Raw genomic sequence first — 12,278 nt, forward strand, 5'->3', positions numbered from 1 at the left:
ATTGGAGGGTTTTTTATGTTAAAAGAGAATTACGTATTATCATTCATACAAGACGAATTAGATAAAGGTACAGATGTTAAGTTAATTGAAAGTTGGTTGGCTATTGGTAAAGAGGCAATGGAGGCAATACAGCTTGTAAGAGAGACTGGGGAAACGTTAGGCTCAATTCTATCGGGGAACGAGTTAATTAAGGTGTATCGTGCAGGGCTTACATACCCAGAGATTGCAGAACTAAAGGGAGTAACACGAGTTGCTGTAAGGTTAATGGTACATTCTGTGACAAAAGGAAACCTACCTAAAGTTAAAGAAGAAAACAGACTAAACAGACAAAGAATGCGTGATGCTATTCTACATCGAAAAGTTTGGATTGCTGTGCAGCTGCTAGGGTTTGATGAAGCGAAGGAACAAAGCGGTTATTCTGAGTCATTTTTCCGTCAGCGTTACAGAGAAATGGAGCGTAATATGCGTAACCAGTTAAACCAAACGGTTTAGGGGGTGTTTGGGTTGCGTGATAAAATAGAAGATATTAAATGGTATATTCAAGACCATGTGAAGGAAATCGGAGGCATAACGGTTATTGTATTTGCTGTTGTGGTCGCTGGGTTTATGCTATTTGGAGGTAAGTCAGATAAGGATAGTAAAACAGCACTTGCTAAAGAGAATACAAGGGCTGAAATGAAGCAACTAGAGGAGCGTTCGAATAGTTTACGTGAAGTATTTAGCGAGATAAAAACTGTGAACCAAGGACTTACGCCTGATAACCTTGTATTTAAAACGTCATTATATCTTAAACAGCCGTTTCTAGGTGAAGATGAGTTGCAGAATTACATTAACGACTACATCATTTCACTAAAGCAAAAACACAATGTAGACGGCAAATACCTTACAGGGTTAGAGCTAGATATTTACGATAGAAAAATCCTTTCAGATAAAGAGTTAGCGCCTAGAGCAAAGGTGTACTATATGCTCAAGGATAAGGAAGAAAAAGAGAAAGAAGAAAAGGACGAGAAGCCTAAAAAGGATGCATTGGGTAACGAGATAAAGTCCGGTAAGATACAGGTGGAGCGTCAAGTAGATAAGTTAAACAGTGTATGGGAAGAGACGGTTGCTCAAAAAGATGAACCGGATTACAAAGATTATGAGTTAATTATTACTGGGTTTGAGCCTTTAAATAGGGATGCAAGCGTAAAGCCTTTGTCGGATGAAGAGTTTGCGTTCTATTTAAAATTAAACCAGTACAGTGCAATTACAGGCAGCTTAACGGGTGGAGCGCAGCTTTACTTACAGTGGGACTTAGGGCAAAACGTATTTAAGGACGGTGTTGGTGCTATCCTTAAAGAGTTTAAAGCGTTCAGTGAGAGACAAACAAAGCTAGGCGGGTTAGCGGACTACTACGACAGTGTGGATGTATTGAAGAAGTCCTTAGCAATTGAGAGACCGCAGTTTCTTCTCTTTGCGGAGACAAAAGAGGTTGTAGATGGTAAGGAAGAAGCACAAGCAAAGCTTATCAAGTTCAATCCAAATCTGTATACAGATGCGATTAAGGAAAACATCAATAAAGTATCTGAAGATATGCAGGATGGGAAAATAGAAAGTAAGGATGCTGCTAAAGACGGAAAAGGTAAGAAAAGCCCCGGGAAACAAGGAACAGAATTAGAAGTTAACTATGATAAAAAAGAATAAGATTACTTATTGTTAATATAAGGAAAATACGATATAATAGGACACTGTAGGTCTGAATGTTGACCTGCATCGTTGTATATGTTCCTACCTATACGTTGGGGAGTTATACAAAGATTCAATTACCGTATATCTGCTGTGACTCTCATAAACTCTAAAGCAGCAGATTGTAGTTCGAGTACTGTACTGGAGCTGCAGATGCAATAAGGGGGCATAACTCCCTTATTGCCCCCTTCCGTATGTAATATGTTGCTAGGACAGTAGACATAGATTATAATAAGTTGGTCTATCATATGAGATGGACATCTGTCATGTGTTGTGTTTTATAACTATATAGTATCGTGTTGGGAAGTCGTCCTTTGGGCGGCTTTTCTTATTAGAACAGGTTAATGAACATGTATATAGACCCTTGATAAGAAGGCTGCTTTTTTAGGCAGTCTTTTTTGGTACACTAAGGTAAGATAAACAGGAAAAAGGAAGGGATTATATATGGCAAACGAAGTGGTGACAAGGATAGGTGATGCACTCGGTATTCCTTTTAGTGAAGAACAGGAAGCGGTTATTATGCACGAAGGTTCTCCCTTGAATGTTTTAAGTTGTGCGGGTTCGGGTAAGACAACGATACTTGTGGCGAGAATGTTGAAGCGTGAAATAGCGGATAAGGTAGCGCCTACAAATATGTTAGCAATTACATTTAGTAGAAAAGCAAAAGACGAAATGGAAATGAGATATAAACGCTCTAGACGTAAAATGGGTATGAAAGGTAGAGGAGCCCCTACGTTTAAAACGTTCCATGCGTTCTTTTTAATGTTACTGGCATCTGTGCCGGGTTATAAAAATATAAGTGTAGCTTCCGAAGGGAAGTTTAAATATGGGTTAATGAAGTTGATTCGTTCCGATGGTACGCGAGAGAAGGACGATATTTACGATGAAATGATGAGCTACCGCTCTCAAATTATCAATAAAGGTATTAGTCCTGATGGAGTTACGAATCTACCAATGAGCGATAAAATCTCTTTCAGTATAGATAACTACATTGAGGTTATGGAAAAGTATAAAGAAATGAAGAAAGCAGAAGGAGTCATTGATTTTGATGACATGCAGGTAGTGCTTAGAGAGGCATTAGTTGAGCGTAAGGCTGATACAACGGTTCGAAACTTTAGAACGATTTTCAAGGATATTTATGTGGATGAGTATCAAGATATCTCACCAATCCAAACGGAGATTATGGAGCTGCTGATGGGTGAAAATACGTCAGGGTTTGTGGCGATTGGGGACGATGACCAGTCCATTTATTCATTCCGTGGAGCAGACCCTAAATACATTATGGACTTCCTGTACCGTTATGTAGGGGCGAAGCGCTTGTTCCTGTCGGTTAATTACCGTTGTAGTCAAAATATCTTACATCCGGTTATTCCATCTATCTCGAGGAATATGAGTAGGGTTAGAAAGAGTATGGAGGCTTTCAACGAAGGCGGAGAAGTGTTAGGTATTCCGATGGGTAATAACTACGCAAAAATTGTAGATATTTTACGTGAAGATTTAGGAGAAGATGTATATCAGGGTGATGGGGCTGATGTTGCTATTCTGGTACGTCAGAACAGTCAACGTGTAATTATAGCGGATGCGTTAGCTGAGGCAAAGATACCTGTTGATATTATTTCAACAAAATGGTCGTTGCGGAACAATAAAATCTACAAGGTGTTAACTGGGATTGTAGATATGATTAAGAAGGATGATGGGGAGTTGTTTGCAGAGCATTGTAATAAAGTGTTCCCGCATATTCATAAGCGACTATATGATGAGTACAAAAACGATATTAGACAAAGTTGGTATGAAAATGTTGTGGTATATGACTTCTATCATACACCTGCAAATTCTATCGAGTTAGCTAAGAAGATTAAGGGTAGCAACAATATGGGTAACTGTATCGGGTATGCTTGGAAGCTCCTAACACCTTACTACACAAGATTATCGGATAAAGGGTTCTACTCGATGGATAAGGTGAAAGGTGTTGTATCGTATGTATACCGGATTGCTAAAGGGGTATCTGTATTAGAGTTTAAGCAAAACGAAAAGAGAAAAGAAACGCTGTTAGCAGCAAATATCGGTTCGGGTAGCTTACAAATAAGTACATTACATAGCGTAAAAGGGTTAGAGTACGATATTGTGTATATGGTAGGTCTGGATAACGATTTATTCCCTTGCTTGGGGGATGAAGAGAATAATGAAGAGTTGGAAGAGGAAAGACGTTTATTCTATGTAGGGAGTACACGAGCTAAGAAAAAGTTGGTGTATGCTTACAACGAGAAAAATCCAACCATGTTCTTACAAGAGGTAGATGTAGATTTGCCGAAGATAGTAAAGAAAGCAAACAGAGGGTAGAAAGGGCGACAGTAGTTGTCCTTTCTTTTTTTGTCGAAAGATGAGGGTTATGGATATGTTCAGTCATCTGATAACTGAAGGTAGTCAGTAAGAGCAGTAGCAGTCGATAAGTTTACTTGCTTGATAATAAGTAACGAGTACGAGGGTAAATAATATGGTACAGTCGAATTAGCAGGTAAATTTACTGAAAGTGAAAAGTAACTGAAAGTGAATATAAACTGAAAGTGAATATTTCAAAATGTAAAAGAATAATGTTGACTTTTCATATTTTGATGAGTAGGCTAAAAGTAGTCAGGTGAAAGAGCCTTACAGACTCTAGGGCTTATGAAAAAAGTAAATATCCTATACAAAAAGAAAAAGGATAATACCTGTTGACTAAAATATAAAAAAGTGGTATATTTTAGTCACAAACAAAAAACAAACAAACAAAACAAACAAATCGTAGAGAATACCAAAACAAAATGGAGGGTTATTAAGATGGCAAAAGAATTAAAAGTTGGAACAGAGACAGAAATGCGTAAGTATCGTTTAGCAAACGGGGTTAGTGTGGCTGAGGTATGTAAAGAACTATTAATGCCTACTGGTTTATACTCCGCTCATGAATGTGGAAACCGTGAATATAAAGGGGAACGCTTAGCAGAATTTAAGCAAGACACATTTGATGCAATCAATAAGATTGTAAAAAAACGTAAAGAAGCAATGTACGATATCGAGCAAAACATGTGTGAAGACGATGATGATTCTGGCTTAATTTGGCAATGCCTTACAGATGAAATGTACAAGCAGGCAGTAAAATTACTGGCGGAAGGTAAAAACCTAATCCAAGTGTGTGTACAGTTAGAAATTGACAGTTTAGAACTAGCACCTCGTTTAAAAGAGGACAACATTGACTATAAAAATGTGGATGCAGACCTGTATGAAACAATGTTTCCGGGCGATATCGACGTATTAGCTGCAGAAGCGTTATAAAAATAAAAGAAAAGTTACATAGTGATAAAGGGAAGGGAGAACCTTCCCTTTTTTTGATATACAATAAAATGAGATAGGACAGGAGGTAATAAGATGAAAAGAGAAGAGTTAGAATCACTACCCATTTTATATGCGAGGCAGTCGTATCATGGTGACGACATTCATATACGTGCCATACTAGGTAAGGAGCGGGCGGTGCTTGTGTACTACAAAAAGGAGTTCCGTAAAATTGCCATGTTAACGGAGAGAGTTCCAGAGGGGACATATAATCAAAAGGTAGATAAAGTACCTTACATTGTTATTGAGGAAGATGTGTATCCGTTAGACACATTTAATATAGTGAACCATGAGTAGTTTGTTTAGCGATAGGGAGCCGATTCGAAATAAAAGAGTAGTTGGGTTTCCTGCAGTTAACAAGGTGCTTGTGTGTATGGTTGCGGTTGTAGGGATTTACATGCTTGCAGTTGGAAGCAGAATCTTAACTTTCACAGTTGTAACCAGTGCGGCTGTCATTATGATGCCTATTTTGTTTACGGTTAGGGTTAGTAAACGAAAAGAAATAAATGCTATAAGATTGGGAATCATGCATAAAGTCCTATCGGTTGCGGTATTTATCGGACTGTGTGTTGTACTCTATGATTTTGTGCTATATGCAAACTTACTTACACAAATTCAGTTTAGGTATAACGGGTACACAGCCATACATGACAGTGCAATTAATAGTGATATGTCGGGGTTAAAGCTTATCAGTAAGCCAGTCGGCGAGAAGGTTATTGAGTTCCAATGTGAGGGTTGGAAACTTGTGAAATAAGTAAGAATTGAGGGATGAGGAGTGAAGGCACTAGATGTCGTACTAAAAAAGCGGGGGATGACGAAGGAAGATTTAAGGGAGCATAAAGAGGAAACGTTAAATTGGAAAGAGATGAGGAATGTTGTAACCAAGGTAGCCTTTGGGGTTATTCTGAACGATAGCGTTGAACGGATTGGTATCCTTTACGACTGTGACGTAGATGGGTTGTTCAGTGGGCATATACTTGAGGACTTCTTGATTCGATTCGGTAAGAAGCCTGTAAGGTTTATGAACAGTGAGAAAAAGCATGGATTACAGAAGGAAGCATTACGTTGGGTTAAAGAGCAGAAACTCGAGTGGTTGTTTGTAGTGGATGCAGGTTCTGGGGACACACGTGAGATTAACTTCTTGGTTAAGAAGTTAGGTGTGAAAGTAGTTGTGCTTGACCACCACCCATACGATAGAAAAACACCTCTGGTTACAGATGGTGCATGGGTAGTGAATCCTATTGACCATGAGCATTTACCTCATTTATCTGGGTGCGGTGTTGTGTATCGATTCATCGAGCAGCTAGGTAAGAAATTTAAGGTCATGACTGAGATGTATGAAAAGTATGTAGGGATTACAGTTCTTTCAGATATATGTGATATGAGGGATGCTGAGAACCGCTATTATGTGCGAAGAGCTTATGCGGAATACAGAGCAAACTATATGTTCAACCAGTTCCGTTTTTACGGGTCGTTCCGTTCGTTCTACGGCTATGGGTTAATTCCGTACCTAAATGCTTTAATCCGTATTGGAGAGGGCAGCAGGGCGATGAAAATGGTCAATAGTATGAATGTAAGGGCTAAGATGAACACGGTCGAACGCGATAGACAGAGAGTGAGAACAAGGCAGCAGGCTATGATATCTGAGTTGCTTTCTTCCGGTAAGTTGTTTGTGGAAGATGATTTTGTCTTACATCTTAGAAAGAAGAAACCTGAGCTGAGACCAATCGGAGGGTTAATGGCAAACGGATTTTTAAGTCAGTACGATAAGTCGGCGATGGTGTTGTACGAGGAGCCAGAAACAGGGCTGTGGGTTGGTTCTTTCCGAGGAATCAATTTTGATTATACAACTCTTCGGGAGTGGGGCTTTACAGCTGAGGGACATCCTCATGCATGCGGAGTCAAGGTTGATACAAATACGCTCAAAAAATTTAAGAAGCAGTTTAAACTAGAGGTAAGAAAAAAGAAAAAAGCAGATTTCCGTGCTGCTATTAGTGGATTAAAGAGACAAACGTGGTTAACGCTTGCTGACTTTAACGAAATGAGCGGGGCAGGAGTGCCTGAGGTTGTTATTGAACTAAAAGAGACGGTTAGAGATGCGCTACGTGTTGAAATCGTAAGTGATAAACGTAAAGATATTTTATTCCCAGATGGGACAGTGGTAGTAGACTTTACGGGTAAAGAAGAAGATACAATTTTAGTTACACCTGCATTGGCGAAAGACGGGTATCAGCTAATTCGGGCGTAGGTAAAAAGCTAGGAGGTTTTAAGGATGCAGATGGTGGAATTTGCTACCTGCAGGCGTTGTGGGAAAGCATACAAGGGTGTATTTATCGTAGAAGTCGATGGTACAGTGCATTGCACGGACTGTAAGAATCCTGAAAAGGTAGCTGAGGATATTATGTGGGAGGATTCAAGTCCTGACGATGCACAAAGATTGTATAGAAGGGTTAGCGACATGCTGATTCGAGATATTCAAATACTGTATCCGCAGTATGAGATAGGGAATGAGTCTTACATTCTCCGATTCTATAAAGAGGGGGAGTTTGACCCGGAAAAGCTATACTTTATGGGGAACTCAATTGATTTAGCCGAAATCGGGCATCGTGCAGTGTATGCATGTTTAGCGTATTTAGATACAGGGGCAACAGAGTATAGCAAAATAGCAGAACGAGTTGTGTACTTGTACATGGACTTACGCGAGAGGTTGCTAGATGAGGAAGAAACGGCTGAGTTTTGGAGAATTCTAGAGAGCGAAGATATGGATAAACTTTATCGTGAGTTTGGATAAGGGGGGTCTAGTATGAGATTAGACGATACGTGTTACCTTGTGGGGCTTGGAATCCTTGCTTGCTTTGAGTTCTTTTTCGCTATACCACTTATGCTTGATTCGTTGATTAACGCCCAAGCAACGTGGGCTGTAATGTCTGTAGGTGTTGCACATGTCTTTATGTTAATGTATGCGAAATCGGGCGTTGTAGAGGTCGAGAAAGGTTCTATACATGTGTTAGGGATAGCAGCTGCTGCAGTGTCGTTTATCCCAGTATTGGGGTTTATACTGCATGTGCCTGTTACATACCAAAGCATCAAACACGTACTTAAGGTAATAAAGCCGAAGCAAGAGGTCGAGGGGTTAGAGGTAAAGGACTCAGTAACGCTACGAGAACGGCTTGGAAACTGGTTAATTAGTAAAGGAAATAAGTGATGGGGGCGTTCCGAAAGGGCGCTTCTTTTTATAGGAGGGGTAAGGAAGATGATTGAATTGGTGGTTAAGAAATGTGAGGTAAAGGAAGCTGCAATACGTGAAGTAAAAAGACTTATTGAGGATGAATATAAGTTTACGGATTCAGAGATAGTTGTTGTGGTAAATAAGAAGTGGATGGGTGCGCACGGGTTAGGTGAAGTATTTCGCTCCAAGTGGTTAGATAGTGTACCTATGATGTTTGAAGATTTATATCCGAATCGTTTTAAACCTTGGGAGTTTAAAAGTTTACCTAGTAGATTTTGGACAAAAGAATTAGGATTAGCTGCACTAAAATGGGTAATTGAAGATAAACTTGAATTATCAGATAAGGCTTTACTGGAGTTTTACAGTAGAAAATTTATAACAGATAATCGGTTAACAACGCCTTGTTTAAATTTTTGGGGAGGGGATATATTTGGTATGTTGCGTGACTTATATCCGAATCGTTTTAATGACTCTGATTTTCTGTGCATGTCTTGTGGATACTGGACAAAATCTGCAAGTATACGATTCTTCCGTTGGTTGGTGTTAGATGATAAGGGGTACACAAAGGACGAGATTTTAAATACATATAATTGGGATTGGGTAAAGGAGGTAAGACTGGACACTGCAGCTATAGAGATTTGGGATAGGAATTTAGAAAAGATGTTTTCTGATGCATTTCCTGAGTGGGTAACGGGTTCTGAGCCGTTACGTAGACCGCAGTGGTTAGTGAGGCTTCCAGAGGGTTACTGGACAAAAGAGAGAGTATTTAAAATGCTTGGTGAAATTGTACAAGCTGAGGGGTTAAGTCGTGAGGATATTGTAAAGGTATGGAGCGTTTCGTGGTTGGTGTCTAAGGGGCTTAAAAGTCCTTTATCAAATATCTGGGGAGGGAGTCCTGCACGGCTGTTAGAAGATTGGAAGCCGGGCGAGTATAGGGTCTGGGAATTGTCGCACGTACCTATAAGATTCTGGAAAAAAGAAACGGCTATTGTTGCGGTAAAGTGGGCGATTGAAGAAAAACATAAGTTGACTGGTTCTCAGATACTAGGGCTACGGGAAGACTGGATGGCAAGTAACGGGTTGGCTGCGCCCTTTAATCGTATATGGAAAGGTAGTTTCCAAAATATGATTCACGAAATATATCCGGGTCGATTCAAGCCTTGGGAGTTTCGAAGAGTACCTGTGGGCTATTGGACGGAGGAAACGTCCTTGGAGGCGTTGAGATGGGTAATTGAAGAGAAGCATAGTTTAACAAGAGAAGAGTTGATGAAGGTTTATGGAATGGGCTTCCTGAGAGATAATAAACTGATAGTCGCATGTAGGCAGGTTTGGGGTGGAAATTCGTTTAAAATGGTTGAGGCGCTATACCCCCACCAGTTCTTTGAGTGGGAATTTAAAAAGACTTCTGTGGGGTTTTGGACAAAAGAGAACATTATAAAATACCTACGTTGGTTGGTGCTAGATAAAAACAAATATACTAAAGAGCAGTTTATGGATGTATGTGGTTGGAAATGGTTACAGAGTACAAAGGTAAATGCTAAAATTGCAGGTGTTTGGGAAAACGGTATAGGTGAGATGGTGAGGGAGGTATTCCCTGAGTGGGTAGATAGTTAACAGATATGTATAGTTAAACGTAAAGAGCGCTCTGATTGAGTGTTCTTTTTCTTATATATTTGTTTTTAATGTCACCAGATATATAGACGATAAGAATCGGACTAAAAAGAAGTCGGGAATTGTCTATAATTATGCTAGTTAAATCGGAGAGATTGAGGAGGTAAATCGATGCCTACATTAGATAAAATAGGAAGTTGGACAAGACAAGGGGCTATAGATAGGCTTAGGTGGGCTATTGAAGAAAAGCATAAACTGACAGAGGAAGAGTTTTTACTTAATGTAGATAGGTATTGGTTGTACGTAAATGGGTTTGAAACGCCGCTACATTACCTGTGGGAAGATGACGTTTACGGTATGCTTAACGATGTATACCCGAATAGGTTTATGCCTTGGGAGTATAGGATGGCACCTATTGGGATTTGGACAAAGGAGATGTCTATTCTTGCTGTGCAGTGGACAGTAAGAGAAAAACGTAAAATGACAAGGGAACAAGTACTTAAGATAGATGATGATTGGGTAAAGGATAATAAGCTAAGCACACCGTTCGGGAAGATATGGAATCGCAGTGTTCGTTCTATGCTTAACGATGTATATCCGGGAGAGTTTAAGCCTTGGGAGTTTGGTAAAGTACCTGCAGGATATTGGACTGAAGATACAGCAATTGAGGCAGTAAAGTGGACTCTGGAGAGGTGTGAGCTGCAGGATTCGGATATACCAGAGCTGGATATTGACTGGGTAAGGGATAACAAGTTAGGTACACCATTCGACCGAATATGGAAGAGGAGTTTCCACGCAATGATTAATGATGTATATCCGGGCAGGTTTAATCCTTGGGAGTTCAGACGAGTACCTACTGGTTATTGGACAGAAGAAAACGCTGTAAAGTACCTACGTTGGCTAGTGTTAGACGAAAATAAGTATACAAAAGAGCAATTTCTGGAGGTTTGTAGTTTGAAATGGTTACGAGATACGAAGTTAGGGAGAAAGTCTGAAATGCTATATACAGACGGTGTTGATGACGTGGTGAAGTTAGTGTTTCCTGAGTGGGCAAACAACTGATTAGGTCGTATCGAAAGAGTAGGAAGTTAGAAAGGGAGGTATGTATGTATGCCTTCCTTTTTTGTTGTGAAGATTTTTTGATAACAATCTTGGGAAGTTGATTTAAAAACTAATGTATACTTTCGTATAGAGGGGTGTTTGAATGGTTAAGGAATTAATGAGCAGGATTGGGAAGACTCTGATTGTGGGGGTACTTCTATCCCTTCTGATAAGTTGTGGACTTACATACCAGACAACAAAAGAGGTTCATAAACAACTCGATAAGGTAGGTGCAGCTACATGGGCTGATAAGCAGTACAGGACATATAGTGATGCTTTGCATGAGGGTAAGTCAGATGTTTTGATGGCTACGGATAACGGACTGGCGTACAAAACCAAGATGTTAGGGTCTAATCGGTATTGGGCGTTTGATTCCAAGTGGCTTGACGGAAAAGATATGAAGATAGAAGAGGTAAAAGAGTATATAGAATCACATAAAGGTATGATGTTTGCAAGGACTTTCGTTATTTCCGATAAGACGATAGCAGGAGCTTTTCTGTTTATTTTCTTAGGGTTCTGCGGGATATATTTATTGCGGATGGTCGGTAACGCATCTATAACGTTTTATGTGAATGATAACATGAAACGGTCGAATCCGGTGCAGACGATGTCATCGGAGGAAATCAGAGAGAAAAAGAATACAGCCTTAATCGGGATTAACAACCTGCTCTATATACGACTTAAAACAGGGTTGGAGTTTCCAATAGTTACAGGGATGTACGCATTTATTATTGGGTACACAGGATTAATACATAAGTTAGATATGAACATGTTTATGGTACTGGCGGGAATTTATCTAATACTTGTAACAGTCGTAGTCATTCTAGGGTTAAGGGACGTTGTGAGAGATATAAAGATAGAATATATAAAGGATAAAAATAAATAAGGGGGAGTTAGATGTTAACAACAAAGGAGAAGAAAAAAGCGGTTCATATGTACCGAATAGGTATGAAGAAGCAGGAGGCTATTGCAAGAGAGCTTAAGGTGCAGCTATATGAAGTTTCTCGTGGAATTGAGGAGTATGAGGAAGAGAATAATCTTCGCGAGAATAAGCAGGCAACTACGGGCGACGTTATCGAGTTTAGCTATAACGATGGTTACGCCAGTGGGGTTGTTGTGAAAGAGTATGTAAATTCAGTCTTAGTTCAGTTTATCGATATAGAAATTGAGCCAGACAATCGAGTTGAAATGACGGTAGTAAATCATAAAAACTACCGTGTGGTTAACGTAAATAAGATTAAATAGG

At 39.7% G+C, this 12,278-nt stretch carries 13 protein-coding genes; all 13 read left to right on the forward strand.

Annotated elements, in window-relative coordinates; all coding sequences use genetic code 11:
- Positions 1 to 15 precede the first annotated feature (15 nt).
- The 13 genes from ACTFR8_RS22070 to ACTFR8_RS22130 all read left to right on the forward strand — a co-directional run bounded on the left by ACTFR8_RS22070 (position 16) and on the right by ACTFR8_RS22130 (position 12,277).
- Complete coding sequence (locus tag ACTFR8_RS22070) at positions 16 to 492, forward strand: hypothetical protein (protein ID WP_221660134.1); 477 nt, start codon at positions 16 to 18, stop codon at positions 490 to 492.
- A gap of 12 nt (positions 493 to 504) precedes the next feature.
- Positions 505 to 1,683 (forward strand): hypothetical protein, encoded by a 1,179-nt coding sequence (locus tag ACTFR8_RS22075; protein WP_440027869.1) that lies wholly within the window; start codon positions 505 to 507, stop codon positions 1,681 to 1,683.
- Between the two features lie 486 nt (positions 1,684 to 2,169).
- Complete coding sequence (locus tag ACTFR8_RS22080) at positions 2,170 to 4,065, forward strand: ATP-dependent helicase (protein WP_221660140.1); 1,896 nt, start codon at positions 2,170 to 2,172, stop codon at positions 4,063 to 4,065.
- Between the two features lie 477 nt (positions 4,066 to 4,542).
- The gene (locus ACTFR8_RS22085) at positions 4,543 to 5,034 is read left to right on the forward strand and encodes a hypothetical protein (protein WP_221660144.1); all 492 of its coding nucleotides are present in this window, start codon (positions 4,543 to 4,545) and stop codon (positions 5,032 to 5,034) included.
- A gap of 93 nt (positions 5,035 to 5,127) precedes the next feature.
- Entirely contained in the window at positions 5,128 to 5,388 is a 261-nt protein-coding gene (locus tag ACTFR8_RS22090; RefSeq protein WP_440027873.1) for a hypothetical protein, read from the forward strand.
- A complete protein-coding gene (locus ACTFR8_RS22095; RefSeq protein WP_440027876.1) occupies positions 5,381 to 5,845 on the forward strand; it encodes a hypothetical protein in 465 nt (154 codons plus the stop codon). Before ACTFR8_RS22090 ends, ACTFR8_RS22095 begins: the two co-directional genes overlap by 8 nt.
- 21 nt (positions 5,846 to 5,866) lie before the next feature.
- Complete coding sequence (locus ACTFR8_RS22100; RefSeq protein ID WP_440027879.1) at positions 5,867 to 7,339, forward strand: DHH family phosphoesterase; 1,473 nt, start codon at positions 5,867 to 5,869, stop codon at positions 7,337 to 7,339.
- A 24-nt stretch (positions 7,340 to 7,363) separates the two neighbouring features.
- Positions 7,364 to 7,882: a hypothetical protein gene (locus tag ACTFR8_RS22105; protein ID WP_221660164.1), complete on the forward strand. Its 519-nt coding sequence runs from the start codon at positions 7,364 to 7,366 to the stop codon at positions 7,880 to 7,882.
- A 12-nt stretch (positions 7,883 to 7,894) separates the two neighbouring features.
- Positions 7,895 to 8,296, forward strand: coding sequence for a hypothetical protein (locus ACTFR8_RS22110; RefSeq protein ID WP_440027883.1), 402 nt, complete (start codon positions 7,895 to 7,897; stop codon positions 8,294 to 8,296).
- Positions 8,297 to 8,344: 48 nt separating this feature from the next.
- Positions 8,345 to 9,934: a hypothetical protein gene (locus ACTFR8_RS22115; RefSeq protein ID WP_440027886.1), complete on the forward strand. Its 1,590-nt coding sequence runs from the start codon at positions 8,345 to 8,347 to the stop codon at positions 9,932 to 9,934.
- A gap of 168 nt (positions 9,935 to 10,102) precedes the next feature.
- Positions 10,103 to 10,993 (forward strand): hypothetical protein, encoded by an 891-nt coding sequence (locus ACTFR8_RS22120; RefSeq protein ID WP_221660177.1) that lies wholly within the window; start codon positions 10,103 to 10,105, stop codon positions 10,991 to 10,993.
- Positions 10,994 to 11,135: 142 nt separating this feature from the next.
- A complete protein-coding gene (locus tag ACTFR8_RS22125) occupies positions 11,136 to 11,918 on the forward strand; it encodes a hypothetical protein (protein ID WP_221660179.1) in 783 nt (260 codons plus the stop codon).
- Positions 11,919 to 11,929: 11 nt separating this feature from the next.
- Positions 11,930 to 12,277: a DUF2187 family protein gene (locus ACTFR8_RS22130; RefSeq protein ID WP_221660183.1), complete on the forward strand. Its 348-nt coding sequence runs from the start codon at positions 11,930 to 11,932 to the stop codon at positions 12,275 to 12,277.
- Position 12,278 lies beyond the last annotated feature (1 nt).

Source organism: Bacillus cereus group sp. MYBK15-3 (assembly GCF_051916765.1).
Classification (GTDB): domain Bacteria; phylum Bacillota; class Bacilli; order Bacillales; family Bacillaceae_G; genus Bacillus_A; species Bacillus_A cereus.

Excerpts from the sequence above, each read along its gene's own strand:
- ACTFR8_RS22070 (WP_221660134.1), top strand. The coding sequence starts at position 16 with ATGTTAAAAGAGAATTACGTATTATCATTCATACAAGACGAATTAGAT.
- ACTFR8_RS22080 (WP_221660140.1), top strand. The coding sequence starts at position 2,170 with ATGGCAAACGAAGTGGTGACAAGGATAGGTGATGCACTCGGTATTCCT.
- ACTFR8_RS22085 (WP_221660144.1), top strand. The coding sequence starts at position 4,543 with ATGGCAAAAGAATTAAAAGTTGGAACAGAGACAGAAATGCGTAAGTAT.
- ACTFR8_RS22090 (WP_440027873.1), top strand. The coding sequence starts at position 5,128 with ATGAAAAGAGAAGAGTTAGAATCACTACCCATTTTATATGCGAGGCAG.
- ACTFR8_RS22095 (WP_440027876.1), top strand. The coding sequence starts at position 5,381 with ATGAGTAGTTTGTTTAGCGATAGGGAGCCGATTCGAAATAAAAGAGTA.
- ACTFR8_RS22105 (WP_221660164.1), top strand. The coding sequence starts at position 7,364 with ATGCAGATGGTGGAATTTGCTACCTGCAGGCGTTGTGGGAAAGCATAC.
- ACTFR8_RS22110 (WP_440027883.1), top strand. The coding sequence starts at position 7,895 with ATGAGATTAGACGATACGTGTTACCTTGTGGGGCTTGGAATCCTTGCT.
- ACTFR8_RS22115 (WP_440027886.1), top strand. The coding sequence starts at position 8,345 with ATGATTGAATTGGTGGTTAAGAAATGTGAGGTAAAGGAAGCTGCAATA.
- ACTFR8_RS22120 (WP_221660177.1), top strand. The coding sequence starts at position 10,103 with ATGCCTACATTAGATAAAATAGGAAGTTGGACAAGACAAGGGGCTATA.
- ACTFR8_RS22125 (WP_221660179.1), top strand. The coding sequence starts at position 11,136 with ATGGTTAAGGAATTAATGAGCAGGATTGGGAAGACTCTGATTGTGGGG.
- ACTFR8_RS22130 (WP_221660183.1), top strand. The coding sequence starts at position 11,930 with ATGTTAACAACAAAGGAGAAGAAAAAAGCGGTTCATATGTACCGAATA.